Source organism: Shinella sp. Sh6 (assembly GCF_055392685.1).
The window spans coordinates 646,508-671,571 of the sequence record NZ_AP044006.1 but is presented as its reverse complement, the minus strand read 5'-3'; the positions used below and the strand labels follow the sequence as shown (position 1 = coordinate 671,571).

At 65.1% G+C, this 25,064-nt stretch carries 24 protein-coding genes and 2 pseudogenes; 10 read left to right on the top strand and 16 right to left on the bottom strand.

Annotated elements, in window-relative coordinates; all coding sequences use genetic code 11:
• Positions 1–32 precede the first annotated feature (32 nt).
• Positions 33–761, top strand: coding sequence for a DUF6998 domain-containing protein (locus tag ACZ5TO_RS21695; RefSeq protein WP_464800651.1), 729 nt, complete (start codon positions 33–35; stop codon positions 759–761).
• 220 nt (positions 762–981) lie between these two features.
• Positions 982–1,197, top strand: a pseudogene (locus tag ACZ5TO_RS21690) (DUF6429 family protein); the annotation flags it as partial.
• A gap of 159 nt (positions 1,198–1,356) precedes the next feature.
• Here ACZ5TO_RS21690 and ACZ5TO_RS21685 read toward each other — a convergent pair.
• The 3 genes and pseudogenes from ACZ5TO_RS21685 to ACZ5TO_RS21675 all read right to left on the bottom strand — a co-directional run bounded on the left by ACZ5TO_RS21685 (position 1,357) and on the right by ACZ5TO_RS21675 (position 3,081).
• Positions 1,357–1,887 (bottom strand): GNAT family N-acetyltransferase, encoded by a 531-nt coding sequence (locus ACZ5TO_RS21685; RefSeq protein ID WP_464800650.1) that lies wholly within the window; start codon positions 1,885–1,887, stop codon positions 1,357–1,359.
• Positions 1,875–2,209, bottom strand: a pseudogene (locus tag ACZ5TO_RS21680) (type II toxin-antitoxin system TacA family antitoxin). Before ACZ5TO_RS21680 ends, ACZ5TO_RS21685 begins: the two are co-directional and overlap by 13 nt.
• A gap of 413 nt (positions 2,210–2,622) precedes the next feature.
• The gene (locus ACZ5TO_RS21675; RefSeq protein WP_464800649.1) at positions 2,623–3,081 is read right to left on the bottom strand and encodes a MarR family winged helix-turn-helix transcriptional regulator; all 459 of its coding nucleotides are present in this window, start codon (positions 3,079–3,081) and stop codon (positions 2,623–2,625) included.
• Positions 3,082–3,161: 80 nt separating this feature from the next.
• Between ACZ5TO_RS21675 and hmgA the strand changes: the two genes are divergently transcribed.
• Complete coding sequence (gene hmgA, locus ACZ5TO_RS21670) at positions 3,162–4,502, top strand: homogentisate 1,2-dioxygenase (RefSeq protein ID WP_464800648.1); 1,341 nt, start codon at positions 3,162–3,164, stop codon at positions 4,500–4,502.
• A gap of 2 nt (positions 4,503–4,504) precedes the next feature.
• Here hmgA and ACZ5TO_RS21665 read toward each other — a convergent pair whose 3' ends face one another.
• A complete protein-coding gene (locus ACZ5TO_RS21665) occupies positions 4,505–5,065 on the bottom strand; it encodes a DUF2585 domain-containing protein (RefSeq protein ID WP_464800647.1) in 561 nt (186 codons plus the stop codon).
• A gap of 84 nt (positions 5,066–5,149) precedes the next feature.
• On the opposite strand from ACZ5TO_RS21665, the gene ACZ5TO_RS21660 reads away from it, so the two are divergent.
• Genes ACZ5TO_RS21660 through ACZ5TO_RS21650 form a run of 3 tightly spaced genes read left to right on the top strand, consistent with a single transcriptional unit; the run spans position 5,150 to position 7,035 of the window.
• Positions 5,150–6,166 carry a fumarylacetoacetate hydrolase family protein gene (locus ACZ5TO_RS21660; RefSeq protein WP_464800646.1) on the top strand — a complete coding sequence of 339 codons (1,017 nt, stop codon included), beginning with the start codon at positions 5,150–5,152 and terminating at the stop codon, positions 6,164–6,166.
• Between the two features lie 3 nt (positions 6,167–6,169).
• A complete protein-coding gene (maiA, locus tag ACZ5TO_RS21655; RefSeq protein ID WP_464800645.1) occupies positions 6,170–6,814 on the top strand; it encodes a maleylacetoacetate isomerase in 645 nt (214 codons plus the stop codon).
• Between the two features lie 50 nt (positions 6,815–6,864).
• Positions 6,865–7,035: a hypothetical protein gene (locus ACZ5TO_RS21650; RefSeq protein ID WP_464800644.1), complete on the top strand. Its 171-nt coding sequence runs from the start codon at positions 6,865–6,867 to the stop codon at positions 7,033–7,035.
• Positions 7,036–7,157: 122 nt separating this feature from the next.
• Here ACZ5TO_RS21650 and ACZ5TO_RS21645 read toward each other — a convergent pair whose 3' ends face one another.
• A complete protein-coding gene (locus tag ACZ5TO_RS21645; protein ID WP_464800643.1) occupies positions 7,158–8,639 on the bottom strand; it encodes an NAD-dependent succinate-semialdehyde dehydrogenase in 1,482 nt (493 codons plus the stop codon).
• 85 nt (positions 8,640–8,724) lie between these two features.
• Positions 8,725–10,002 carry a 4-aminobutyrate--2-oxoglutarate transaminase gene (locus tag ACZ5TO_RS21640; RefSeq protein WP_464800642.1) on the bottom strand — a complete coding sequence of 426 codons (1,278 nt, stop codon included), beginning with the start codon at positions 10,000–10,002 and terminating at the stop codon, positions 8,725–8,727.
• 174 nt (positions 10,003–10,176) lie between these two features.
• On the opposite strand from ACZ5TO_RS21640, the gene ACZ5TO_RS21635 reads away from it, so the two are divergent.
• Positions 10,177–10,992 carry a MerR family transcriptional regulator gene (locus tag ACZ5TO_RS21635; protein WP_184141308.1) on the top strand — a complete coding sequence of 272 codons (816 nt, stop codon included), beginning with the start codon at positions 10,177–10,179 and terminating at the stop codon, positions 10,990–10,992.
• Here ACZ5TO_RS21635 and ACZ5TO_RS21630 read toward each other — a convergent pair.
• A complete protein-coding gene (locus tag ACZ5TO_RS21630) occupies positions 10,989–11,891 on the bottom strand; it encodes a DMT family transporter (RefSeq protein WP_464800641.1) in 903 nt (300 codons plus the stop codon). The genes ACZ5TO_RS21635 and ACZ5TO_RS21630 overlap by 4 nt on opposite strands.
• A 147-nt stretch (positions 11,892–12,038) precedes the next feature.
• Between ACZ5TO_RS21630 and ACZ5TO_RS21625 the strand changes: the two genes are divergently transcribed.
• Positions 12,039–13,823, top strand: a complete 1,785-nt coding sequence (locus tag ACZ5TO_RS21625; RefSeq protein WP_464800640.1) for an IlvD/Edd family dehydratase — start codon at positions 12,039–12,041, stop codon at positions 13,821–13,823.
• A 6-nt stretch (positions 13,824–13,829) separates the two neighbouring features.
• Here ACZ5TO_RS21625 and ACZ5TO_RS21620 read toward each other — a convergent pair whose 3' ends face one another.
• From ACZ5TO_RS21620 to gcvA, 9 genes are all read right to left on the bottom strand, one after another.
• Positions 13,830–14,708 (bottom strand): DMT family transporter, encoded by an 879-nt coding sequence (locus tag ACZ5TO_RS21620; RefSeq protein WP_464800639.1) that lies wholly within the window; start codon positions 14,706–14,708, stop codon positions 13,830–13,832.
• 217 nt (positions 14,709–14,925) lie between these two features.
• Complete coding sequence (locus ACZ5TO_RS21615; protein WP_464800638.1) at positions 14,926–15,225, bottom strand: HigA family addiction module antitoxin; 300 nt, start codon at positions 15,223–15,225, stop codon at positions 14,926–14,928.
• Entirely contained in the window at positions 15,218–15,520 is a 303-nt protein-coding gene (locus ACZ5TO_RS21610) for a type II toxin-antitoxin system RelE/ParE family toxin (RefSeq protein ID WP_464800637.1), read from the bottom strand. The genes ACZ5TO_RS21615 and ACZ5TO_RS21610 overlap by 8 nt, the downstream gene beginning before the upstream one ends.
• A 204-nt stretch (positions 15,521–15,724) precedes the next feature.
• Positions 15,725–17,158 carry an aldehyde dehydrogenase family protein gene (locus ACZ5TO_RS21605; RefSeq protein ID WP_464800636.1) on the bottom strand — a complete coding sequence of 478 codons (1,434 nt, stop codon included), beginning with the start codon at positions 17,156–17,158 and terminating at the stop codon, positions 15,725–15,727.
• Positions 17,159–17,243: 85 nt separating this feature from the next.
• On the bottom strand, positions 17,244–17,651 hold the full coding sequence (gene cueR / locus ACZ5TO_RS21600) for a Cu(I)-responsive transcriptional regulator (RefSeq protein WP_464800635.1): 408 nt from the start codon (positions 17,649–17,651) through the stop codon (positions 17,244–17,246).
• On the bottom strand, positions 17,648–20,125 hold the full coding sequence (locus ACZ5TO_RS21595; protein ID WP_464800634.1) for a heavy metal translocating P-type ATPase: 2,478 nt from the start codon (positions 20,123–20,125) through the stop codon (positions 17,648–17,650). Before ACZ5TO_RS21595 ends, cueR begins: the two co-directional genes overlap by 4 nt.
• Positions 20,126–20,188: 63 nt before the next feature.
• Entirely contained in the window at positions 20,189–20,401 is a 213-nt protein-coding gene (locus tag ACZ5TO_RS21590) for a heavy-metal-associated domain-containing protein (protein WP_184140585.1), read from the bottom strand.
• A 52-nt stretch (positions 20,402–20,453) separates the two neighbouring features.
• Positions 20,454–21,626 (bottom strand): aminotransferase, encoded by a 1,173-nt coding sequence (locus ACZ5TO_RS21585; protein WP_464800633.1) that lies wholly within the window; start codon positions 21,624–21,626, stop codon positions 20,454–20,456.
• Positions 21,627–21,643: 17 nt separating this feature from the next.
• On the bottom strand, positions 21,644–22,654 hold the full coding sequence (gene gcvA / locus ACZ5TO_RS21580) for a transcriptional regulator GcvA (protein ID WP_184140581.1): 1,011 nt from the start codon (positions 22,652–22,654) through the stop codon (positions 21,644–21,646).
• A 173-nt stretch (positions 22,655–22,827) separates the two neighbouring features.
• On the opposite strand from gcvA, the gene speB reads away from it, so the two are divergent.
• Both speB and ACZ5TO_RS21570 read left to right on the top strand, forming a co-directional pair.
• A complete protein-coding gene (gene speB, locus ACZ5TO_RS21575; protein WP_184140579.1) occupies positions 22,828–23,880 on the top strand; it encodes an agmatinase in 1,053 nt (350 codons plus the stop codon).
• Positions 23,881–23,944: 64 nt separating this feature from the next.
• A complete protein-coding gene (locus ACZ5TO_RS21570) occupies positions 23,945–25,033 on the top strand; it encodes an ABC transporter substrate-binding protein (RefSeq protein ID WP_464800632.1) in 1,089 nt (362 codons plus the stop codon).
• Positions 25,034–25,064 lie beyond the last annotated feature (31 nt).

Below are 25,064 nucleotides of genomic sequence, written 5' to 3'. Positions count from 1 at the left end.
CCAGAATCATTAGCCTTGATTGAGAGAAATCCGTGACACTAGACCGTCCGACGCTCACGCAAGTTCAGATCATCCAGTCGCTAGCCGAAGCCCTGTCCTGGTTTGAAAAGGAACTCAGTTGGGGGGTAAGCCCAGGCGAGCTGAACCACCTCACTGGCAGGATAGGTGAGCTATACGCCGCGATGATTACCCGTGGGCAGATGGCACTGGATACGAACCAGCGTGGTTATGACGTCGTTTCCGCCTCAAATGAGCGGATCTCCGTCAAGACCATCACGTCTTCGACGCATGTTGGGTTCAACTTAAGCACTTTTCATCATGTAGACCGAGTGATGATTCTTCGCGTTAATGTTGACGATGATAAAGGCGTATCGGTCGAAGAACTTTTGGATACATCGGCAACAGACGCACTGGAGCTGATGCGCGAGCAGGGCGGCAGGCTTGTCTATCCCATAAGCCGGGGAACTCGCGAAGCACGAACTGTTCAATCTTTGGATGTAATAGACAAGGCTCCTTACTCTGACCTGGAAATTGTTAGATATGAAAGCGGCGCCATTCGGATCTTCCGGCATGGCGAAGAGCAGCCGATAGTCGTTAAGGGCTTGCTACGATCGATTGCGGCTGAGGTCGGCGTGGATCTTTTCAATTCGAAGGGCGGATCAAAGAACACCCAACAGTTGGGGGCCGATGTGATCCGGGCTCTCAATGTAAGAGGACGTGCCTCGAGTGTGGCCCTAGCCACTTCCGACACCAGCAACTAAGATTAGGCAACCTCAGCAGATCACGGAAAAACCTTGTAGCCCAAGGTTCACAATGGCGGGCCATGCGAGATAGCGATGAGAACTGTACCTACTCAATAGCCCTCCATGACCCTATAAAAAGAAGCCGACGCGAAAAGCAGCAATGATGCCGCTGGCTTCTCGCGTGGGGGCAGCGACATCATCGACGCGCTTCTCATGCGCAGCTTGCGGGTATCAAGGCATGGAATTTGGCAAAGAAAAGATCGACGATGCCATTTTCGCGCTGCTGTTCCTGACGCTCGACAGGGACGGCAGGGCCTGGAAAGGCTTCGATTGGGATTCGATGAACCGCCTTCCCGCGAAGGGTCACATCGACAATCCAGTGGGCAATGCCAAATCGGTCATATTAACCGACGAAGGCATTGCACGGTCCGAGCACCTGTTTCGAGAAATGTTTGGCAAGAGCGAGTATCGTGCGATCGGTTCTGCGCGCGGAAAGCAAGGCTTTCTTTCATCGGCCCCCTCTCGATGAGCAAAAGAACTCTGGCCACCGCCGCGTGGTCAAGCCGGGCCCGCACCGAACCGTGTAGTCATCACTTCGCCCTTTCGTTTGTGACTAACCGAACCCCGCCACCACTGTTTCGATAGGCAGGAACAGCGTCCGACTGTCTTCCGGATATTCAATGACCTCCGCACAGCGCAGATAGAAGCGCTTGGCTGCATCGTCCTTCGCCTGGACCAGAACCGCCCCGATGCCGATGCTTTGCGAAGCCTGCGCGATCCGGCGCAGCGCGTCTGACAACAGGTCCGCACCGAGTCCCTTGCCCGCATGGTCAAGGCTGACCGCCAACCGCCCGATCACCGACACCGGAATCACATCGGGCGCATTGCGCCGCACCTTGCCGGGAGCAGCCCCACGCTCGACCGATCCAGCCGAAACGCAGAAAAAGCCGACCACCCGATTGTCCTCGCAAACGACATAGGCGCGCGAGAAGCGGCTTTCGTTCTTCAAGGCCCGATGACGCAGCCAGTCATTCAGAACCGGCTCGCCACAATCAAACCCCGAAAGATCGTGTGCGGAAGTGAGGGGAACAGGGGCAGAAAGCCGACGTGCGGGATCGTCCGGCACTTCGGCTATTTCTGCCATGCTGGCGTCCGGCGAAGCAGGGCCTTGAGCTTAGGACCCGGCGCGGGCGGATTGTCGAGCGCATGCATGAAGGCGTCGTAGCGCTCGGATCGAGCGTGAACAGCCGCTGGTCGAGCAGCACATCCACCGCCTGGCGTCGAGCGCTTTCAATCATGAACTCGGTGCGCGTCTTGCCCAACACCGCTGCCGCATCGTCGATGAGTTGCCGGGTGCCGGTCTCGATCCGCAAATTGATGCTGCCCTTGGCGTCGGCCACAGAGGCGCGTGCCGTGACAGCAGCGGAACGAACAGACTCAGAATGAGCTACACGAGTTTTTGCCATGACCGGAATATGAGTCTTTGTATCCACAGCGTCAATACGAAGATCAGGAAAGGAAAATTGGGCGTTACCCTGCGGCGAGAGGCAGTGCCTTGACGGTCAAATCAGGGAAAATCGCGGCCCGCATAACGCAACATGCTCGATCCCGGCAAGGCGTGGGACGGCCGCTATCGCCGTGTTCCCCTGATTTCCCGAAGAGGCGTGCCCCATTAAGGGTGCCTTGCGCTATTGTGATCACAGGTCCAAAGCGTAAACGTAGTTATTGTCACTATCGGCGTTGGCCCGGCGCGCTCCCAGCGTTGGAGAACCGCGATCTCACCGAAAGCATCGGTTCAAGACAGAGCTTGTGGAAGCGCGTTATGTCGAGGTTGACGCGATGGTAAAGACGCGGAGGGAGCCGAAAGCGTAATGCATTCTCAGTCGCGGGGCCTGCGCCGTGCGGCCGCCGACGGCAATCCGGATTCGATGGCGGCAAGGCCCGCCTCAAGCCGGGCAAGGTCGTCCTCGCCCAGAAGGCGCGCCAGTTCCGCCTCATAGGCCCGGGCAAGTTCGATCATCTCGTCGTAGATGCGCCGGCCGGCCGCGGTCAGTACCAGGTGCTCGATGCGGCGGTCGTCCGCATTCTCGCTGCGCTTCAGCCAGCGCTTATCCTCCAGCGCCCGAACCGCGCGCGACACCTTCGTCTTGTGCATGCTGGAATTGACGCCGATCTCCGTCGCCGTCATGCGGCCGTAGGTGCCGAGCGCGGCGAGCGTGCGCCATTCCGGCCGCGTCATGCGGTAGCGCGCGCGGTATTGCGCGGCAAAGCGCTGGCTGACCCGTTCGGCCGCCTGGTTGAGCCGATAGGGCAGGAAGGTCTCAAGCCGGAAATCCATGGTCGCCTTGATGGTTACAAAATCGACAGTTACACCTGCAACCATCTGACGATAGACAGCCTTGCAGAGGAGGGCAAGCCATGCCGGATCGTGCGACGGAGAGCGCCAACAGCCTGAAATACATGCCGGGCTTCGGCAACGACTTCGAGACGGAATCCCTGCCCGGCGCCCTGCCGCAGGGCCAGAACAGCCCGCAGAAATGCGAATACGGCCTCTATGCCGAGCAGCTTTCCGGCTCGCCCTTCACCGCCCCGCGCGGCACCAACGAGCGTTCCTGGCTCTACCGCATCCGCCCCAGCGTACGCCACACGCGGCGCTTCTCGAACGCCAGCTATCCGCACTGGAAGACCGCGCCCTGCCTCGACGACCATTCCCTGCCGCTCGGGCAGCTCCGCTGGAACCCGCTGCCTGCGCCGGCGGAAAGCCTCAACTTCCTCGAAGGCATCCGCACGATGACGACGGCGGGCGACGTGCTCACCCAGGTCGGCATGGCCGCGCACGCCTACACGTTCAACGCCGACATGACGGACGACTATTTCTTCGACGCCGACGGCGAGCTGCTCGTCGTGCCGCAGCTCGGCGCCATCCGCGTCTTCACCGAAATGGGCATCATGGACGTAGAGCCGCTGGAAATCTGCCTCATCCCGCGCGGCATGATGTTCAAGGTCTCGCGCATCGGCGAGGGCGACACCTGGCGCGGCTATATCTGCGAGAACTACGGCGCGAAATTCACCCTGCCGGACCGCGGGCCGATCGGCGCGAACTGCCTTGCCAATCCGCGCGATTTCAAGACGCCCGTCGCCGCCTACGAGGACAAGGAAACGCCCTGCCGGGTGCACGTCAAATGGTGTGGCAAGTTCTACGTCACGGAGATCGGCCATTCGCCGCTCGACGTCGTCGCGTGGCACGGCAATTACGCGCCGTTCAAATACGATCTTCGCACCTATTCGCCCGTTGGCGCGATCCTCTTCGACCATCCCGACCCGTCGATCTTCACGGTGCTGACGGCGCCGACCGAAGAAGCGGGCACCGCCAATGTCGACTTCGTCATTTTTCCGCCGCGCTGGCTGGTGGCAGAGCATACGTTCCGCCCGCCCTGGTATCATCGCAACATCATGAGCGAGTTCATGGGCCTCATCCACGGCCAGTACGACGCCAAGGAGGAGGGCTTCGTGCCCGGCGGCATGAGCCTGCACAACATGATGTTGCCGCACGGCCCGGATGCGCCGGGCTTCGAGAAGGCTTCCAACGGCGAGTTGAAGCCCGTGAAGCTCGACCACACCATGGCCTTCATGTTCGAGACGCGCTTTCCCCAGCAGCTCACGAAATTCGCCGCCGAGCTGGAGACGCTGCAGGACGACTATCTCGAATGCTGGGACGGGCTGGAACGCAAGTTCGACGGCACGCCGGGCATCAAGTGAGACTAGCCGCCCTGCCAGGCCTTCACTGCCTCCATGGGCCAGACGAGCATCAGGATGTTGAGCGTCAACCCGTCGCGGATGAGCCAGGTGGTCAGCGCCTCGAAGAAGACGATGAGCACGACGCTCGCCCAGACGGGAAGGCGCGAAGCGAGGAAGAAGCCGATCACCATCGCCAGGATATCCGCGCTCGAATTGATGACGCTGTCGCCGAAATAGTCGAGCGAGATCGTCGATTCGCGATAGCGGTTGATGACCATGTCGGTGTTTTCGAGGATTTCCCAGCCGCATTCCACGACGAGCGCCAGCGCAAGACGCACCGTCACGCTCGCTTTCGGCAGGAGAAGGAAGAAGAGGCCGAAGAACAGGATGCCGTGGATGATGTGGCTCGGCGTGTACCAGTCGGAGATATGCTGCGAATTTTCCGAGGAAACGACGACGCCGTGCCAGAGTTTGACATATCCGCACTTGCAGATGGGCGGCTGACCCATCGTATAAAGGATGATGGCCGTCACGGCGACAAAGCCGGCGACGACCAGCAGGGAATTTCGGACCGTTGGGTTCAAGCGGGATTTCCTCGCATGAGGGTGGAGACAGGCGGCCGGCAGATGACACCATCTTGCGGCCGGAAACAAGATCGGGAGTAGGGCATGAAACTTGCGACACTGAAGGATTCCACCCGCGACGGCCGTCTGGTCGTTGTCTCGCGCGACCTGACGCGCTGCTCGGAGGTCGGGCATATCGCCCGCACGCTGCAGGCCGCACTCGATGACTGGGCCCATGTCGCCCCGCGGCTGGAGCGCGTGGCCGAGGGGCTGGAGACCGGCTCGCAGCCGACGGTCCGCTTCCACGAGCACCACGCCGCCTCGCCGCTGCCGCGCGCCTACCAGTGGGCGGACGGGTCGGCCTATGTCAACCACGTCGAGCTCGTCCGCAAGGCCCGCAACGCCGAGATGCCGGAGAGCTTCTGGTCCGACCCGCTGATGTACCAGGGCGGCTCCGACAGCTTCCTCGGGCCGCGCGAACCAGTCCTTGCGGCGGACGAGGCCTTTGGCATCGACATGGAGGGCGAGGTCGCCGTCGTCGTCGACGACGTGCCGATGGGCGCGAGCGTCGAGGAGGCCCGCGCGGCGATCAAGCTCGTCATGCTCGTCAACGACGTCTCGCTGCGCGGTCTCATCCCGGGCGAGCTTGCCAAGGGCTTCGGCTTCTTCCAGTCGAAACCCTCCTCCGCCTTCTCGCCCGTCGCGGTGACGCCGGACGAACTGGGAGAGGCCTGGGACGGCGGCAAGCTGCATCTGCCTCTCCTCGTCTCGCTCAACGGCAAGCCCTTCGGGCGCGCCGATGCGGGCGTCGACATGACTTTCGATTTCGGCCAGCTCGTCGCCCATGCGGCAAAGACCCGTCCCCTCGTCGCCGGCTCGATCATCGGCTCCGGCACGGTCTCCAACAAGCTGGACGGCGGACCCGGCAAGCCGGTTTCGGAGGGCGGGGCCGGCTATTCCTGCATCGCCGAGATCCGCACCATCGAGACCATCGCCACCGGCGCACCGAAGACGCCCTTCCTGAAATTCGGCGACACCGTGCGCATCGAGATGAAGGACAAGGCCGGCCATTCCATCTTCGGCGCGATCGAGCAGACCGTGCAGCGCGCCGAGAAAGGCTGAACGATGAGCGGCGACATCGTGCTCTTCGATTACTGGCGCTCGTCGGCAAGCTACCGCCTGCGCATCGCACTCGAAAGCCTCGGCCTTTCCTATGCCCGCGAGGCCGTCGACCTCCTCGCCGGGGAGCAGCGCGCCCCGGAGCACCGCGCCCGCAACCCGCAGGGGCTGGTGCCGGCGCTCCTGATCGACGGGCACATGCTGACGCAGTCGCTGGCGATCATCGAATATCTTGCAGAAACGCGCGCCGAGGCGCGTTTCCTGCCCGCCGATCCGCTCGGCCGGCAGCGCGTGCGCACGCTCTCCTACGCCATCGCCATGGAAATCCACGCCGTCTGCAACTCCGGCGTCGCCGCCCATGTCCTGGAGATCACCGGGGGAGGGGAGGAGGTCCGCGTCGGCTGGATGAAGAAGTTCATCGGCGAAGGCCTTGCCGCCGTCGAGCACCTGCTCGACGACCCGGCCACCGGCATCTTCTGCCACGGCGACACCCCCACCATGGCCGACTTCTGCCTTGTCCCGCAGGTCTACAACGCCGAACGCTGGGGCGTCGACCTCTCCGGCCTCGACCGCGTGCGCCGCATCACGGGAACCTGCCGCGCGCTACCGGCCTTCCAGGCGGCCCATCCGGAAACGGTGAAGGCGGCGTAAGCTTTGATGTTCGAAAGGCCGCAGGATAACATCTCGAAGGGAGGTGCGTCATGCCATCCAAAATCGAAGAACAGAAGCCGCCACGGACGCCCGAACCGGTCGACAATGAACCAACTCTGATTGAAAAAGCGTTGGCGATGGTGCAGGAGCTCAATCGAAAGTACCCGCCCACCGGCCTTGCCGCCGACAAGGCCTTCATTGACAGCCTATATGAAGACTGACGAAGTCCACCAACCTCTCCTCCGTCATGGTCGGGCTTGACCCGACCATCCACGCCACTGGTGCGTCGGTGGATCCTCGGGTCGAGCCCGAGGATGACGCTGAGAACGGAGCGGCTGTATCCTCAGGCCACATCGCCCATGCAGATGTACTTCATCTCCAGGTAGTCGTCCGCGCCGTGGGCGGAGCCTTCGCGGCCGAGGCCGGATTGCTTGATGCCGCCGAAGGGGGCGGCCTCGGAGGAGATGAGGCCGGTGTTGACGCCGACCATGCCGTATTCCAGGGCTTCCGCCACCTTCCAAACCTTCTTGAGGTCGCCGGCAAAGAAATAGGCGGCAAGGCCGAATTCCGTGTCGTTGGCCTGCGCGATCACGTCCTCGACCGTGTCGAAGCGGAAGAGCGGAGCGACGGGGCCGAAGGTCTCTTCGCGTGCAACCGTCATATCGCGCGTGACGCCCTTCAGAACGGTCGGCTCGAAGAAGGTGCCCTTGCCGGTAATACGCTTGCCGCCGGCGACCACGCTCGCGCCCTTGGAGAGAGCATCGGCGATATGGGTCTCGACCTTGTCGATGGCTGCTTCCTCGATCAGCGGACCGATGGTCGTGCCCTTGTCGAAGCCGTCACCGACGGAAAGCTCGGCGACCTTCTTCGCCAGCTTCTCGGCGAAGGCGTCATAGACGTTGGACTGCACATAGAGCCGGTTGGCGCACACGCAGGTCTGGCCAGCATTGCGGTACTTGGAGGCCATGGCGCCTTCCACGGCGGCGTCGAGGTCCGCGTCGTCGAAGACGATGAAGGGCGCGTTGCCGCCGAGCTCCAGGCTCACCTTCTTGATCTGGTCGGAGCACTGGCGCATCAGGATGCGACCGACCTCCGTCGAGCCGGTGAACGAGATCTTCCGCACCTTCGGATTGTAGCAGAGTTCCTTGCCGATGGCCGGGCCGTCTGTACCGAGGATGATGTTGAAGACGCCCGCCGGAATGCCCGCCTTCTCGGCGAGAATGGCAAGGGCGATGGCCGAGAGCGGCGTCTGCTCGGCGGGCTTGGAGACGACCGTGCAGCCGACGGCGAGCGCCGGAGCGACCTTGCGTGCGATCATCGCGGCCGGGAAGTTCCACGGCGTGATGGTGCCGACGACGCCGACCGGCTGCTTGATGACGAGCATACGCCTGTCGGCGGACGGGGCGGGGATCGTCTCGCCGTTGATGCGCTTGGCCTCTTCCGCATACCACTCGACGTAGGACGCCGCGTAGAGAATCTCGCCGCGCGCCTCGGGCAGGGGTTTGCCCATCTCGGCGGTGAGGATCGCGGCCAGTTCGTCGGCGTTGGCGACGATCAGGTCGTTCCACTTGCGCAGGAGCGCGCTGCGGTCCTTGGCCGGGCGGGCGGCCCACAGGACCTGCGCGCTATGGGCGGCATCGATGGCGGCCGCCGTCTCGCTTGCGCCCATCTCGGGCAGCGTCGCGAGCTTCTCGCCCGTCGCGGGGTTGAAGACGTCGAAGGTCGCCGCACCGTTGCCGCCGATCCAGTTGCCGTTGACATAGCCTGCATCGCGCAGGAAATCGGTCGAGTTCAGGTGCCGGGTAAGGGCATCGTAGAAGGCCATGTTTCGTTCCTTTCGGACAGGAAAGAGCGTTCACCCGGAGCGATGCTCCGGGTGTTGCCCTTGAAGGATGGGGTTCAGCTATCGATCAGGCCGCGCGGGCTTCGACCATCGCCGCTTCGAGGATATCGAGCGCTTCGGCGAAGACCTCGTCCTGGATGGTGATCGGCGCGAGGAAGCGGATGACGTTGCCGTGGACGCCGCAGGTGAGCAGGATCAGGCCCTTTTCGAGGGCCTTGAGGCGCACCTTGTTGGCGAAATCGGCGCTCGGCTGCTTCGTCGTAACGTCGTTGAACTCGACGGCGTTCATGAAGCCCGGACCGCGGATGTCGACGATCTCCGGAACCTTGTCGCGGAGCGAGGCAAGGCGCTGCTTGAGGCGCGCGCCAAGATTTTCCGCGCGGTTACACAGGTCCTCATCCTTGATGACGTCAAGAACCGCATGGGCCGCTGCAACGCCGATCGGGCTGCCGGCATAGGTGCCGCCGAGGCCGCCCGGGCCGGGCGCGTCCATGATCTCCGCGCGGCCGGTGACGGCGGCGATCGGGAAGCCCCCGCCGAGGCCCTTGGCCATGGTCATGATGTCGGCGGCGATGCCGTAGTGCTCCATCGCGAAGAGCTTGCCGGTGCGGGCAAAGCCGGTCTGCACCTCGTCGGCGATGAGAAGGATGCCGTGCTGGTCGCAGATCTCGCGCAGCGCCTTCATGAAGGGAACCGGCACCGGATAGAAGCCGCCTTCACCCTGCACCGGCTCGACGATGATCGCGGCAACCCGGTTCGGGTCGACATCGGCGGCGAAGAGCTTCTTGAGGACGGCGAGCGACTGCTCGACCGTCGTGCCGTGCATCTCGACCGGGAAGGGCGCGTGGAAGACGTCGCCCGGCATCGCGCCGAAGCCGACCTTGTAGGGCACGACCTTGCCGGTCAGCGCCATACCCATGAAGGTACGGCCGTGGAAGCCGCCGGAAAAGGCGATGACGGCCTGCCGGCCCGTGGCCGCGCGGGCGATCTTCACGGCGTTCTCGACGGCTTCCGCGCCCGTCGTGACGAAGATCGTCTTCTTGGCGAAGTTGCCGGGAGTAATGGCGTTCAGCCGCTCGGCGAGTTCGACATAGTTCTCGTAGGGCACGACCTGGTGGCAGGTGTGCGTGAAGCGGTCGAGCTGGTTCTTGACGGCCTCGATGACGCGCGGATGGCGGTGGCCGGTGTTGACCACGGCGATGCCGGCGGCGAAATCGATGTAGCGATTGCCCTCCTTGTCCCAGATTTCCGCATTCTCCGCCCGGTCGGCGTAGATCTGCGTGGTCATGCCGACACCGCGGGAAATCGCGGCGTTCTTGCGGTCTGTCAGAGGCGTTGCGGTCATGGCGCTATCCTGGATCTGGAGGGCTCTATCGAATAACTTGCATTTTTTCTGCAAGTCTCAAGTGGAATTCCTACATTTTTTCTGCAAGAATGCAACGGCGATTTTCGATATCCCGGCGCACTCTGCAAGAGGTGCTATAAGCGGACGATACGACAGAATCGGGGATTTGGCATGATGGGTGCGAACGAACCCGTTCATTACAAGGTAGCGGAGGCCGCGCGGCTCGCCGGCGTCTCGGCCTCGACGCTGCGGCTGTGGGAAACGCAGGGCCTCGTCGTGCCGGGCCGCTCGCAGACAGGCCATCGCCAGTACAGCGCCGAGGACGTCGCGCGGCTGAAGCGCATCGCCTGGTATCGCACCGAGCGCGGCCTCAACCCCGCCGCCATCCGCGAGGCGCTGGAGGCGGAGGATCCGGCCGGCGAAACCGCTTCGGCGGACGGCGACGCGCCGCAGGGCATCGGACGCAAGCTCCGGAGCCTGCGCCATGCCGCCGGCAGGACGCTGGAGCAGGTAGCCGGCGACATCGGCATTGCCACCTCCGTCCTCTCCACTTTCGAGCGCACCTCACAGGGCGTCACCTTTCGCGTGCTGCACGACCTTGCCGACTATTACGGCACGACGGTCTCGAAGCTTTCGGGCGAGGAGGAAACGGCAGAGCGCTCCGTGGTGCGCGCGGGAGAATGGAAGCTCTGGCCGGAAACCTCGCCGGGCGTCACCGTGCAGGTGCTGGCCGACGGGCGCAACATGATGGATTGCCACCGCTTCGTGCTCGCCCCCGGCGCCTCCTCGGACGGCGCCTACCGGCACGAGGGCGAGGAATTCGTGCATGTGCTGTCCGGGCAGGTCGAGATCGTGCTGGACGGGCACGAGTTCCACGACCTTGGCCCCGGCGACAGCCTCTATTTCGAAAGCGCCCGCCGCCACGCCTGGCGCAACCGCCACGACGGCGAGACCGTGCTGATCTGGATTAACACGCCGCCGACCTTCTAGTTTCGACGCTTCAACTGCTGCTCGCGGAAGAAGATGAAGAGACCGGAGGCGACGATGAAGCCGGCACCGACGAGCATGGCGGAACGTGGCGCATCGCCGAAGAAGATCCAGCCGAAGATCACCGCCCAGAGTAGCATCGTATATTGCAGCGGCACGACGGTTGCCGCATCCGCGAGCTTCAGCGAGCGGTTGACCAGCATGTGCGCGCTCATCGCCACGATGCCGAGGAGGCCGAGAAGCCCGAAATCGACGGGCCGCACGGGCGTCCAGCCGGCGGGATCGGCAAGGCACCAGACGCCGGAAAAAATGGCCGCGCCCGCCACCTGCCAGAAGACGAGCGTGGTATCGGGCGCCGCGCGCAACGTGCGGCCCAGCACCATGGCAAGGCCGAAGGCAAGGCTTCCCGCAAGCGCGATGAGCGCGGGCAGCGTGAATGTGTCCTTCGACGGCGACAAGGCGATGAGCACACCGACGAAGCCGACGACGATGGCGCTCCAGCGGCGCCAGCCGACCTTTTCCCCGAGCAGGAACGGCGAGAGCGCGGCGACGTAGATCGGCGCGGCGAGCCAGTAGGTCATGGCGTCGGCGAGCGGCATGTAGGCGACGGCGAAGTAGAAGCCGGAGGCCTCGAAGGCGAAGAGCGCCGAGCGCAGGAGATGCAGCCTCGGCCGGTCGACATCAACGAGGCGCCGCCAGCCCATGCGCCAGAAGAACGGCGCCAGCACCATCAGCGCGGCGATGCTGCGGATGAGCATGAGCTGGCCGACCGAATAGGTCGAGACCAACCATTTGCCGAGCACGTCGTTCAGCGAGAACATCAGCATGCCGAGCAGCATCAACAGCACGCCGAGGCGCGCGGAACCGGAAGCATGGGGTTGGGAAACGGCGATGTCGGACATGGCGCACTCGGCTCTTCGATCCGCAGCCCTGTGACATATTCCCGCCAAGCGATCCAGTCAGCAATTTTGATGGCTTCATCAGGAAAGCGCCGGTTGATCCTTCCGGGCTGGGGTGAAACACTGGGCGTCCATTCACGAGGCTTCCCGATGACGAATGAAAAGACCGCCGGACGCCGGCTGCGATCACAGGACTGGTTCGACAACCGCGACCATATCGACATGGCCGCGCTCTACCTCGAGCGCTTCATGAACTACGGCATCACGCCCGAGGAGTTGCGCGCCGGCAAGCCGGTGATCGGCATCGCGCAGAGCGGCAGCGACCTGACGCCCTGCAATCGCCACCACATAGAGCTCGCCAAGCGCGTGCGTGACGGCATCCGCGATGCGGGCGGCATCCCCATCGAATTCCCGACCCATCCGATCTTCGAGAATTGCAAGCGGCCGACCGCCGCCCTCGACCGCAACCTTGCCTATCTGGGCCTCGTCGAGATCCTCTACGGCTATCCGCTCGACGGCGTGGTGCTGACCACGGGCTGCGACAAGACCACGCCTTCCGCGCTGATGGCCGCCGCCACCGTCGACATTCCCGCCATCGTGCTTTCCGGCGGGCCGATGCTCGACGGCTGGAACGACGGCGAGCTCGTCGGCTCGGGTACTGTCATCTGGCGCTCGCGCCGCAAGCTTTCCGCCGGCGCCATCGACGAAGCCGAGTTCCTGCAGGCGGCAATGGATTCCGCGCCCTCGATCGGCCATTGCAACACGATGGGCACGGCCTCGACCATGAATGCGCTCGCCGAGGCGCTCGGCATGTCGCTGACCGGCTGCGCGGCCATTCCCGCGGCCTATCGCGAGCGCGGCCAGATGGCCTACCGCACCGGGCGGCGCGCGGTGGAACTGGTGCTGGGGGATATCCGCCCCTCGCATATCCTGACGCGGCAGGCCTTCCTCAACGCCATCCGAGTCAATTCCGCCATCGGCGGCTCGACCAACGCCCAGCCGCACCTGATGGCCATGGCAAAGCACGCAGGGGCGGAACTAACGCCGGAGGACTGGCAGCTCCACGGCTACGATATCCCGCTGCTTGCCGACGTGCAGCCGGCCGGCCGCTTCCTCGGCGAGCGCTTCCACCGGGCAGGCGGCGTGCCGGCCATCATGCGCGAACTGCTCGACGCCGGGAAGCTGGACGGATCCTGTCCCACCGTGACGGGGCGCAGCATGGCGGAAAACCTTCAAGGCAGGCAAGCCAGCGACCGCGACGTCATTCGCCCCTATGGCGCGCCGCTGAAGGAGCGGGCGGGCTTCCTTGCGCTCAGCGGCAATCTCTTCGATTTCGCCATTATGAAGACCTCGGTGATCTCCGAGGAGTTCCGCCAGCGCTATCTGAGCGAGCCGGGCCGCGAGGGCGTCTTCGAGGGGCGGGCGGTCGTCTTCGACGGCTCGGAGGATTATCACCGGCGCATCAACGACCCGTCGCTCGGCATCGACGAGCGCACCATCCTCGTCATCCGCGGCGCGGGGCCGCTCGGCTGGCCGGGCTCGGCGGAGGTGGTGAACATGCAGCCGCCGGATCATCTCCTCAAGCGCGGCATCACCAGCCTGCCGACCATCGGTGACGGACGGCAATCCGGCACGGCGGACAGTCCCTCGATCCTCAACGCTTCGCCGGAAAGCGCGGCCGGCGGCGGCCTTGCCTGGCTGCGCACCGGCGACACGATCCGCATCGACCTCGAAAAGGGGCGATGCGACATGCTGGTCGACGACGACGAGATCGAAAGGCGCAAGGCCGATGGCATTCCGCCGGTACCGGCGGATGCCACCCCCTGGCAGCGGCTGTACCGCCAGACCGTCACCCAGCTTGCGGACGGTGCCGTCATCGAGGGCGCCGCCGATTTCCGGCAGATCGCAAAGACCCCGCCGCGGCACAATCACTGACGGCGATCAGCCGCGCCGGGCGACGAGGATGCCGACAAGCACGATCGCGCCGCCGATCCCCTGCATCAGGCCGACCGGCTCGGCAAGCAGGATCCAGGCAAGGATGGCGGCGACGACCGGCTGGAGAAGCAGCGTCAGCGAGGAGAAGGCCGTCGGCAGGTAGGCGAGTGCGAAGGTGACGAGGCCCTGGCCGCCGACATGGCTGATAAGGGCAAGGCCGAGCACCATGGCCCAGCCGAAGAGCGTCACAGGCACCATGTTGCCTTCAACGAAGAAGGCGACCGGCAGGATACAGATCATCGCGGAGAAGGTCGTCCAGACCATGATGCGCAGCGTCGAGAAGCGCGCGCGCACATGGCCGAGCGAGAGCATGTAGAAGGCGTAGAAGATCGCTGCGACAACGGCCGTCGCATCGCCCGCCAGCTGCCCGCCGCCGATCGCCGCCGGCCCGCCCTTCAGGACGATGACGCCGACAAGCGCGAGCGCCAGTCCCGCAAGAAAGACCGGCGTGATGCGCGTGCGGAAGAGCAGCCAGGAGCCGAGCGTCACGAAGACGGGCGCAAGGTTGGCAAGCAGCGTCGCATTGGCGACCGAGGTCATGTGCAGCGAGAGGTGCCAGGCCGCAAGGTCGGCGGCAAGGAAGACGCCGGGCAGGAGCAGGACGATATGGTCGCGCAGCCCCGACGGCCGTTCGTCGCCCTGTGCGACCGCCCGCGAGGCGATGAAGAACGGTAGGAGCGCAAGCGCGACGCGCCAGAAGGCCGTCGCCATCGGCCCGACTTCCGAAAAGCGCACGAAGATCGGCGAACCGCCGATGGCGGCTCCCCCGATCAGGAGAGCGATGAGCGCAAGGCGCGCCTGCGGGGAAGAAGCGGTGGGGGACAAGGAGAAAACGTCCAGAAAGCGGCAATGCCGAGCGAGCTATCAGACCGGATCGGTTTCAGCCAGATGGGCGAAGGCGATTTGAAGGAAAACTTTGCGTGAGAAGCAAGCCCGCCTCTGCCTACAGGCATCTCCCTCGAAAAGAGAGAAAGCAAAGCGCTCTTATTTCCTCCCATTCGCGGGGCGGTATAGAAACACCACGGACGTGGTGGCCATCCAATTACGCCGCCACTTCTAACGGCTGAATAGCATCGAGTTGCGGTCCCAGTTCCTCCGAGGAAGTTTCCAGATCGTACTTCATCTGCATGTTCATGAACCATGCAGCGTCAACGTTGAAGTACCTGCCAAGGCGCAAGGCAATGGGTGCGGTAATCCGGTGCTTGCCCCTGCAGATTGAGTTCAGCTGGCTTCGCGAAATACCGATTGCTTTCGCAGCCGCATAGACGGAAATGTCCATTGCATCGAGGAATTCCTCCTTGAGGACTTCCCCTGGATGGGGGAGAGGGATTTCTCTAGCCATAGTCGGTCCCTTTCTGGTGGTAATCGACGAACTCGACGTCGTATGCGTCGCCGTCATACCAAGTGAAGCAGATACGAAACTGGGCATTCACACGAATAGAGAATTGCCCAGTTCGGTCTCCTGTAAGTGCCTCCAGGCGGTTGCCCGGCGGCACCCTTAAATCCTGAACCCGCTCAACGGTATCGAGCATGAAAAGTTTCTTCACGGCTTGCTTTGCGACATCGGGATGGATGCCTGCCACGCGTTTTCCATGATAGAGGGCTTCCGCAGCCTTGCCTTTGAAACTCAGGATCATGGCGATACGTACTAAATAATAGTACGTACTTCAATAGCGGTACAGGAATATTTGAGGTGAGAACGTCAAGTCTCGGATACCAATCTCCGCCAGCCGAGCGCCCGGCGGTGGTACCGGAGAAAGCCTGACGGATCGTCGCGCCCTCATTTGCGGGCGGAGAAAGCGGAGACACCCTCCCCTATAAGAGAGGGGAGGGGTCTATCGTCAAGCCGCGTCCGGCCGATGGACCGTCTTGACCTCCAGGAAGTCTTCAAGACCGAAGATGCCGCCTTCGCGGCCGTTGCCGGACTGCTTGAAGCCGCCGAAGGGGCTGCCGTAGCGGTGCGGGCCGCCGTTGATGTGCACCATGCCGGCGCGCAGGCGGGCGGCGACGCGCTCGGCGCGGTCGGGATTGCCCGTCTGGACATAGGCGGCAAGGCCGTAGGCCGTGTCGTTGGCAATCGCGATGGCCTCCTCTTCCGTATCGAAGGGAATGATCGACAGGACCGGGCCGAACACCTCCTCGCGGGCGATGCGCATGTCGTTGTTGACGTCGGCGAAGATCGTCGGCCTGACGAAGTAGCCGGTCTCGAAACCGTCCGGCTTGCCCGGCCCGCCGACGAGAAGGCGCGCGCCTTCCGTCACGCCCGCCTCGATCAGCGCCTGCACGCGGCCGAACTGGATATGCGAGACGAGCGGGCCGATATGCTCGCCTTCCTCCTCCGGATTGCCGACCCTCGCCTCCTTGCCGGTGTGCTCGGCGATCTCCAGCACCTTGTCGTAGACGGAGCGCTCGACGAGCATGCGGGTCGGCGCATCGCAGGACTGGCCGGAATTGTTGAAGCATTCGCGGATCGTGCCCGCGACGCGGTCCTCGAGGTCGGCATCGGCGAAGACGAGATTGGGCGACTTGCCGCCGAGCTCCAGCGTCACGCGCTTGACCGTGTCGGCTGCATCCTTGCTGACGGCGATGCCCGCGCGGGTCGAGCCGGTGAAGGACATCATGTCGACGTCCTTGTGGCGGGAGAGGGCCGCCCCGCATTCCACGCCGTCGCCGTTGACAAGGTTGAAGGCGCCGGCCGGGAAGCCCGCTTCGTCGACCATCTCGGCATAGAGCATGGCGTTGAGCGGCGTGAATTCGGAAGGTTTGAGCACGCAGGTACAGCCCGTCGCAAGCGCCGGCACCACCTTCAGCGCGATCTGGTTGATCGGCCAGTTCCAGGGCGTGATGAGACCGCAGACGCCGATGGGCTCTCGGCGCACCACGTCGCCGTTCGGCAGCACCTCGCGGCTCTTCAGGCGCTTCAGCGCGTCGATAAAGCCCTGCAGATGGCCGACGCCGACGTCAGCCTGCTGCTCGGTGCTCATGGTGATCGGCGCGCCGAGCTCCTGCGTGATGGTGCGGGCCATCTCGTCATAGCGGCGCTTGTAGATGGCGAGCAGCTTTTCGAGGAGCGCGATACGCTCATCCACGCTCGTGCGGCTGTAGCTCGCGAAGGCCTTCCTGGCGGCCGCAACGGCGCGGTCGATATCGGCGGCAGTGCCCATGGAGATGACGGCGATGGGCTTTTCCGTCGCCGGATTGAGCACCGGAAGGTCGTGCGGCTTCAGCGGGTCCACCCATTGGCCGTCGATGTAGAACTTGCGCTTGTCGAGCATTCCCGTCTCCCTGTTGTCCTCGTAGCGGCCACCGCGGCGCGCTCCGCGCCTTTGGCCCGGGATGCTAGCCAGCCGGCGGCGAAGGTCAAGCGCAGCATTCCGATCCGCCGCCGGCAAGCTGTTCGAGGATGGGGCAATCCGGCCGGTCGTCGCCGTGGCAATGGGCGGAGAGGTGCTCCAGCGTCTGCACCATTTCCTCAAGAAGCCGCATCTTCGCCTTCATCTCCTCGACATGCGCGCTGGCGATGCGCTTGACGTCCGCCGAGGCGCGGGCGCGGTCCTGCCAGAGCGCGAGCAGGTCGCGGATCTGGGCGATGGAAAAGCCGAGGTCGCGCGCCCGGCGAACGAAGGAGAGCGTCGAAAGGTCTTTAGGCCCGTAGATGCGATAACCAGCGCCCGTGCGGCCGGCCGGGCGGATGAGGCCGATCTCCTCGTAATACCGGATCATCTTGGCCGAAACGCCGGTTGCCGATGCCGCTTCGCCGATATTCATGTCCCGTCCCTCTTGAATGGCGGCTGGAAACGCTTCAGCCGGAGCGCGTTCGACACGACGAACACGCTGGAAAGCGCCATGGCGCCGGCCGCGAGTGCCGGCGAGAGCTGGAGGCCGAAGGCGGGATAGAAGAGCCCCGCGGCAACGGGAACCAGCGCGACATTGTAGCCGAAGGCCCAGAAAAGGTTCTGGCGGATATTGCGCATGGTCGCCCTCGAAAGCGAAATGCCGGTGGCGACGCCCCGCATGTCGCCGGCCATCAGCACCACGTCGGCGCTCTCGATGGCGACATCCGTGCCCGTGCCGATGGCAACGCCCGTATCGGCGGCAGCGAGCGCCGGCGCGTCGTTGATGCCGTCGCCGACGAAGGCGACCTTCTTCGCGCCGCCGGCCGCAAGCTCACGCACCGCCGCAACCTTGCCTTCGGGCAGCACCTCCGCGATCACCCGGCCGATGCCGAGGCTTTGTGCGACGGCTTCGGCGGTTCGGCGGTTGTCGCCGGTGATCATCGCCACCTCGACGCCGAGCGCCTTCAGTGCGGCGACCGCCTGCCTGCTCGTCGGCTTGACCGGATCGGTGACGGCGAAGAGCGCGGCGAGCTTTCCGTCCACGGCGGCATAGAGCGGCGAGGCCCCCCCGGCGGCAAGCGCCGCGGCGCGGGCGGCGAAAACCGAGACGTCGAGCCCTTTACCCGCCATGAAACCCGCCGAGCCGGCCTCCACCTTGCGGCCCGCGACCTCAGCGACGAGGCCTTCGCCGGAAATGGCGGCAAAGCCGGAGGCGGGAGCAAGGTCGAGGCCTTCCGCCGTCGCGGCGGCCTGGATGGCGGCAGCGATGGGGTGCTCTGAATGGCCTTCGGCGGCGGCGACCAGCGCCAGCACGTCATCCCGCGAAAACCCTTCCGCCGGCACGATCTCCGTCAGCGTCGGGCGGCCGAGGGTCAGCGTGCCCGTCTTGTCGACGGCGACGATGTTGGTGGCCTCCAGCGTCTGGAGCGCCGTGCCCTGGCGAAAGAGCACGCCGAGTTCGGCCGCCCGGCCCGTGCCGGTGATGATGGACGTGGGCGTCGCGAGCCCCATGGCGCAGGGGCAGGCGATGATGAGCACGGCGACCGCATTGACCAGCGCATGGGCGAGGGCGGGGAAGGGGCCGAGCGCCAGCCAGAGACCGAAGGTCAGGAGCGCGGCCGCGATGATCGCGGGCACGAACCATTGCGTGACGCGGTCGACCAGCGCCTGGATCGGGAGCTTCGCCGCCTGCGCATCCTCGACCATGCGGATGATCTGCGAGAGCACCGTGTCGGCGCCGACCCGCGTGGCGCGGAAGGTGAGCGAGCCGGTCGTGTTGACCGTGCCGCCCATCACCCTGTCGCCCGGCTGGCGCGAGACGGGCATGGGCTCGCCGGTGATCATGGATTCGTCGACATAGGACGCGCCCTCCGTCACCTCGCCGTCGACCGGCACCTTCTCACCCGGCCGCACCAGCACGATATCGCCCGCCACGACGCTTTCCAGTGGCACGTCCTGCGCCTTGCCGCCGCGCAGCACGCGGGCGGAGCGGGCGTTGAGGCCGGCAAGGTGGCGGATCGCCTCGCCGGTGCGGCCCTTGGCCCGCGCCTCCAGGTAGCGCCCGGCGAGGATGAGCGTGACGATGACCGCCGCCGCCTCGAAATAGACATTGGCCGTGCCGCCCGGCAGGAGGCCGGGTGCGAAGGTCGCGACGGTCGAAAAGCCCCAGGCGGCGAGCGTACCGAGGACGACCAGCGCATTCATGTCCGGTGCAAGGCGCAGGAGCCCCGGAATGCCCTTGCGGAAGAAGCGCAGGCCCGGCCCCGCCAGCACCAGCGTCGCCAGCACGAACTGGAGGATGCGACTCTCCTGCATGCCGAGCGTTTCATGGATGGAATGGCCGAAGGCGGGGAAGGCGTGCGCACCCATCTCCATGACGAAGAGCGGCGCCGTCAGGACGGCGGCGATAATGAGGTCGCGCCGGAGCCTCTTCGCCTCGGCGGCGCGGCGATCCTCCTCGGGCGCAGCGGCCGTTTCGCGGATGGCCTTGTATCCGGTGCGCTCGACGGCGGCGGCAAAGTCGTCGAAAGAGGCTGCGCCCTTGAGGAAGCGCACGCGGGCACGCTCCTGCGCGAGGTTCGCCGTGGCGTCGAGAACGCCGGGAACGGCTTTCAGCGCCTTCTCGACACGGCCGATGCAGGAGGCGCAGGTCATGCCCTCGACTGGAAATTCCAGCACCTCCTGCGAAACGCCGTAGCCGGCTTCGCGCACCGCGGCGACGACCGCCGGAACATCCGGCACGCCGGCGAAGGTGACGTCCGCTCGCTCGGTCGCAAGGTTGACGGTCGCGCCGGCAACGCCCGGCACCTTGCCTATCGCCTTTTCGACACGACGCACGCAGGAGGCGCAGGTCATGTCCTCGATGGAGAGCTTTATCGTTTGCCGGTCTTGCGGGGTGGTGAGCATGGTGCGCCTTTCATCATATCGGACGAAGCCTGCACCTTCCCATCATGTCAAGGTCAAGCCCTTTCAGGCATCGGCCGGCGAATAGCCTTCGGCCTCGATCACGGCGGCGACCGCCGCCCGGTCGCCGGCATTTTCGACGAGGACACGCTTTGCCGGCAGGTCGATCTCGACCCGGGCGGCAGGATAAGCGGCGAGCACCGCCCCGGTGATCGCCTTGACGCAATGGCCGCAGGTCATGTCCGCAACGGTGAAGGCGAGGGTATCTTGGTCCGTCATGCGAGGTCTCCCGATAGGTTGGCTCAGGCTGAACCCTTCCCCCATGGGAAGGTCAAGCCCTCTCGAAACCGTTCAGCCGGTCCTTCAGGAGGCCGATGGTGGAGACGTCGGCGTTGGCGAAGGCAAAGCGGAGATAGCCTTCCTGTCCCGCGCCGAAATAGCTTCCCGGCAGGCAGAGAACGCCCGCTTCCTTCGCCAGCCTCTCCGCGACGAAGGCCGAGGACTTGTCGCCGTAGGGGTGCCCGATGAAGGCGAAATAGGCTCCGACGGCGGCGACCCGCCAGTCCGGCACGCCGGCCATCGTCTTCTCGAGGGCCGTGACGCGGCGGGCGATCTCGCGGCGGTTCTCCTCGCGCCAGCCGGAAAGGAGAGGCAGGGCGGCCGCGACGGCGGCCTGCGCCGAGCGCGGCGGGCAGATCTGCAGGTTGTCCATGATCTTGGCGATCTGCTCCACCACGGCGGCGCCCGCCGTGATGGCACCGAGGCGATGGCCGGGAATGCAGAAGGATTTCGAGAAGCTGTAGAGGCCGATCAGTGTCTCCTCCCAGCCCTTGCGAGCGAAGAGATCGTGCGGCCGGCCGGCGCCCTCCGGCAGGAAATCGCGATAGGTCTCGTCAAGGATCAGCCAGATGCCGCGCGCGGCGCAAAGATCGTAGATCGCCGCCAGCAGGTCCGGCGGGTAGACGGCGCCGGTCGGGTTGTTCGGCGAAACGAGGGCGAGCGCCCGCACGTCCGGCGTGATGGCCGCGGCGAGCGTATCGAGGCCCGGCAGAAAACCGTTCTCGGGATCGCAGGCGGCGAACCGCGTGCGGATGCCCAGCATGGCGAGCGTCGTTTCCTGGTTGAAATAGTAGGGATCGGTCATCAGCACGGCATCGCCTGCGCCCGCCACCGCCATGGCGGCGCAGATGAAGGCCTGGTTGCAGCCGGACGTGATGTGCGTGTTGCCGGCGGCAAGCGGCGCGCCGTAGACCTCGGTGAGATGCGCCGCATAGGCCGCGCGCAGCGCGTCCTCGCCCTCGATGGGGCCGTAGCCGGTATAGGCACGCGCGGCGGCGCATTCGCCGAGCAGGCGCAGCATCTCGGGATGGGGCGGATAGCCGGGCACGGCCTGCGAGAGGTCGATCATCGGCCCGGAACGCCCGTCATAGGCCCGGCCCCAGGCGAAGACGGCGGGGATGGGTGGGGCGGCGAGGGTTTCGACGAGCGGATTGAAGCGGGGCATGGGCGTTTCCGTGAGTGTCAGGCGCGGGTCTTGCGCGGTGGATCGGCGCGGCGCTTGGCCGGCGCGGAAAGGGGGCGGGGCGGCTCGGCCGCACGGCCGGCACGTCCGCGAAGGACGAGGCGGGCGGAGGCCTGCGGCTCGGCGAGGCTCTGTTCCAGCGAGGCGAACAGCCAATCGATGAACACCTTGACGATGGGCGCCTGCCGCGCCGATTGTCGGCAGGCCACATAGAAGGCGTCGTTCGCCGGCACCGTGAGATCGAAGGGCACGACCAGTTCGCCGCGGGCGATCAGGTTGCTGGCGGTGATCGTGTCGCCGAGCGCGATGCCCTGGCCGTGCAGCGCCGCCTCGGTGGAAAGGCGGGCGTCGCTCATGAAGTGCTGGCGGCCGTTCACCAGCCCCACGGCGTCGGCCGCCGAAAGCCAGGTGTTCCATTCGCGCCCGTCGTCGCCGTGGAAGAGCGTGTGGTCGGAAAGATCGCGCACCGAGCGCAGCGGCCGGCTGTTGAGGAGGGTGGGGCTCGCGACCGGAAACAGCGCGAGGTTCGACCACAGCCGCGTCCAGCAGTCCGGCCAGTTGCCGTCGCCGTAGAGCACGCTGACATCGGTGTCGAGCGAGCGCAGGTTGCCCGGATCGTTGGAGGCGACGAGCGTGACGCGCACGCCCGGGAACTGGTCGGTGAAGGTATTGAGGCGCGGGATGAGCCACAGCGAGAGGAGGGCGGGCACGCAGGTGACGGTAAGGTCGCCGTGGGTCTCCGGCTGCCGCATCAGGGCCGTCGCCGCAGCGATCTCGCCGAAGGCGTTGGTGACGGCGGGCAGCAGCAGGGCACCCTGCGGCGTCAGCTTCAGCCGCCTGCCGCCGCGCTCGAAGAGCGACGTGCCGAGCGAATCCTCCAGCGCCCGTATCTGGTGGCTCACCGCGCCGTGTGTGACGTTCAGTTCGCGCGCGGCGGCCGAGACCGCGCCGCGGCGGGCCGTCGCCTCGAAGGCGCGCAGCGGATTGAGCGGCGGCAGGCGGGAGGACACGGGAGGAAAGCCTTATGTGAATTTTTCTCACGGCAACTGCTATAACAACGTGAATTGCTTTTCCAGACGATTTGCACCGATACTGTGAAAAACGAGGGCAAGGCCCCGGGGAACACATCGAAATCCTTTTCGCCGGCCCCGGCCTGCCCGCATCCGCGAGGCGAGGTATCCCCATGGGCGGCAGCAAGCTCGACGAACTGAGGGCGAAATACGGCGCGAGCCACGGCGGCGAGATGTTCGATCCCGCCTTCCGCAAGGTCGCCGACAAGATCTTCACCAAGAACGGCACGCGCCTTGCGCCCTATGCCGGCGTGCCGACGTTCCTGTCCGCCCCGCACATGCCCGTCGAGGCGGAGAACCCGGATTTCGGCAACCTCCAGGTCGCCATCACCGGTGTTCCGATGGACCTCGGCGTCACCAACCGGCCGGGCTCGCGCTTCGGGCCGCGGGCCCTGCGCTCCATCGAGCGCATCGGCCCCTACAACCATGTGCTCGACTGCGCGCCGGTGCAGGAACTGCGCGTGGCGGATATCGGCGACGTGCCGTTCCAAAGCCGCTACCGGCTGGAGCTCAGCCACGACGACATCGAGAAGCGCTTCAACCAGATCGTCGATGCCGGCGTGATCCCGCTCGCCGTCGGCGGCGACCATTCGATCACCCATCCGATCATGAAGGCGGTCGGCAGGAAACAGCCGGTCGGCATGATCCATATCGACGCCCATTGCGACACGGGCGGCATGTTCGACCAGACGAAGTTCCACCACGGCGGCCCGTTCCGCAACGCGGTGCTCGACGGCGTGCTCGATCCCGCCCGCACCATCCAGATCGGCATCCGCGGCTCATCGGAATATCTCTGGGAGTTCTCCTACGATTCCGGCATGACCGTCATCCATGCCGAGGAGATCCCCGGCCTCGGCATTCCGGCGATCATCGAGAAGGCGAAGGCCATCGTCGGCGACGGGCCGACCTACCTCTCCTTCGACATCGACAGTCTCGACCCGGGCTTTGCGCCCGGCACCGGAACGCCCGAGATCGGTGGACTGACCACCCGCGAGGTGCTGGAGCTCATCCGCGGCCTCAAAGGCGTAAACCTCGTCGGCGGCGACGTCGTGGAGGTTGCCCCGCAATACGACGCGACGACCAACACCGCGCAGGCCGGCGCGCAGGTGCTCTTCGAAATCCTCAGCCTCATGGTATTCAGCCCTTCCGTCGCCCGGACGGCCTGACGTAGAATGGAATACAAGGGAACGAACCGGCCGGAGCCCGGCCTATAAACAGGAGAAAATGACGATGGGTGATATCCTCAAGACCACTGTCAGCCGCCGCGCCGTGCTCGGCGCTGGCGTTGCCGGCGCCTCGCTGCTCGCCATGCCCGCCATCCTGCGCGCGCAGGACAAGTCGCTGAAGGTCGGCGTCTACGGCGGCTACTTCAAGGATTCCTTCGACAAGAACATCTTCGAGGACTTCACCAAGGCGACCGGCATCGCCGTGGAATCCGTCGCCGAGCCGACGGGCGAGGCCTGGCTGGTCCAGCTCGAACAGGCCGCCAAGGCAGGTCAGGCGCCGGCCGACGTCTCGATGATGTCGCAGGTCGCCATGTTGAAGGGCCAGTCGACCGAGCTCTGGGCGCCGCTCGACATGGGCAAGATCCCGAACGGCTCCAACCTGATCGACCATTTCGTCAACAAGTATCCGGACGGCCGCATCGCCGGTATCGGCGCCGTCGCCTGGTACATCACGCTCGTCACCAATACCGATGTCTACAAGGAACCGCCGACCTCCTGGGCCGCGCTCTGGCATCCGGCGAATGCCGACAAGCTGGGCCTTCTCGCCCTCGTCTCCAACTCCTTCCTGCTCGAAGTGACGGCCAAGACCCATTTCGGCGGCACGAATGCGCTCGATACGGAAGAGGGCCTTCTCAAGGCCTTCGAGAAGCTCGCCGAGGTCAAGCCGAACGTGCGGCTGTGGTATCGCGACGAGGCGCAGTTCGAGCAGTCGCTGAAGTCCGGCGAAATCCCGATGGGCCAGTACTACCACGACGTGACGGGCCTTGCAGCCAAGGACGGCCAGCCGGTGCGCTCCACCTTCCCGAAGGAAGGCGGCATCATGGATTCGGGCTGCTGGGCGCTCTCGCGCGCCTCGCAGAAGACCGAGGAGGCGCATGCCTTTATCAACTACATGTGCCAGCCGGCCATCCAGGCGACGCTGTCGCGCAAGGTCGGCACCGCGCCGACCGTCAAGCGCGACCTGCTCGACCTTACAGCCGAGGAATTCGCCGCGGTCTCGTCCGACATCGAGCCGATCATCCCGCGCTATGACCTCTATACGTCCAAGGCCGACTGGCTGAACCAGAAGTGGACCGAGATGATCGCCGGCTGACGGCGATACCCTTCCGCCCGGCCGCCCTTTG

Excerpts from the sequence above, each read along its gene's own strand:
- ACZ5TO_RS21685 (WP_464800650.1), bottom strand. The coding sequence starts at position 1,887 with ATGGCAGAAATAGCCGAAGTGCCGGACGATCCCGCACGTCGGCTTTCT.
- maiA (WP_464800645.1), top strand. The coding sequence starts at position 6,170 with ATGAGCGGCGACATCGTGCTCTTCGATTACTGGCGCTCGTCGGCAAGC.
- ACZ5TO_RS21660 (WP_464800646.1), top strand. The coding sequence starts at position 5,150 with ATGAAACTTGCGACACTGAAGGATTCCACCCGCGACGGCCGTCTGGTC.
- ACZ5TO_RS21635 (WP_184141308.1), top strand. The coding sequence starts at position 10,177 with ATGGGTGCGAACGAACCCGTTCATTACAAGGTAGCGGAGGCCGCGCGG.
- ACZ5TO_RS21605 (WP_464800636.1), bottom strand. The coding sequence starts at position 17,158 with ATGCTCGACAAGCGCAAGTTCTACATCGACGGCCAATGGGTGGACCCG.
- speB (WP_184140579.1), top strand. The coding sequence starts at position 22,828 with ATGGGCGGCAGCAAGCTCGACGAACTGAGGGCGAAATACGGCGCGAGC.
- ACZ5TO_RS21675 (WP_464800649.1), bottom strand. The coding sequence starts at position 3,081 with ATGGATTTCCGGCTTGAGACCTTCCTGCCCTATCGGCTCAACCAGGCG.
- hmgA (WP_464800648.1), top strand. The coding sequence starts at position 3,162 with ATGCCGGATCGTGCGACGGAGAGCGCCAACAGCCTGAAATACATGCCG.
- ACZ5TO_RS21590 (WP_184140585.1), bottom strand. The coding sequence starts at position 20,401 with ATGACGGACCAAGATACCCTCGCCTTCACCGTTGCGGACATGACCTGC.
- ACZ5TO_RS21640 (WP_464800642.1), bottom strand. The coding sequence starts at position 10,002 with ATGACCGCAACGCCTCTGACAGACCGCAAGAACGCCGCGATTTCCCGC.
- ACZ5TO_RS21570 (WP_464800632.1), top strand. The coding sequence starts at position 23,945 with ATGGGTGATATCCTCAAGACCACTGTCAGCCGCCGCGCCGTGCTCGGC.
- ACZ5TO_RS21585 (WP_464800633.1), bottom strand. The coding sequence starts at position 21,626 with ATGCCCCGCTTCAATCCGCTCGTCGAAACCCTCGCCGCCCCACCCATC.
- ACZ5TO_RS21630 (WP_464800641.1), bottom strand. The coding sequence starts at position 11,891 with ATGTCCGACATCGCCGTTTCCCAACCCCATGCTTCCGGTTCCGCGCGC.
- ACZ5TO_RS21615 (WP_464800638.1), bottom strand. The coding sequence starts at position 15,225 with ATGGCTAGAGAAATCCCTCTCCCCCATCCAGGGGAAGTCCTCAAGGAG.
- ACZ5TO_RS21625 (WP_464800640.1), top strand. The coding sequence starts at position 12,039 with ATGACGAATGAAAAGACCGCCGGACGCCGGCTGCGATCACAGGACTGG.
- ACZ5TO_RS21610 (WP_464800637.1), bottom strand. The coding sequence starts at position 15,520 with ATGATCCTGAGTTTCAAAGGCAAGGCTGCGGAAGCCCTCTATCATGGA.
- cueR (WP_464800635.1), bottom strand. The coding sequence starts at position 17,651 with ATGAATATCGGCGAAGCGGCATCGGCAACCGGCGTTTCGGCCAAGATG.
- ACZ5TO_RS21650 (WP_464800644.1), top strand. The coding sequence starts at position 6,865 with ATGCCATCCAAAATCGAAGAACAGAAGCCGCCACGGACGCCCGAACCG.
- ACZ5TO_RS21645 (WP_464800643.1), bottom strand. The coding sequence starts at position 8,639 with ATGGCCTTCTACGATGCCCTTACCCGGCACCTGAACTCGACCGATTTC.
- ACZ5TO_RS21595 (WP_464800634.1), bottom strand. The coding sequence starts at position 20,125 with ATGCTCACCACCCCGCAAGACCGGCAAACGATAAAGCTCTCCATCGAG.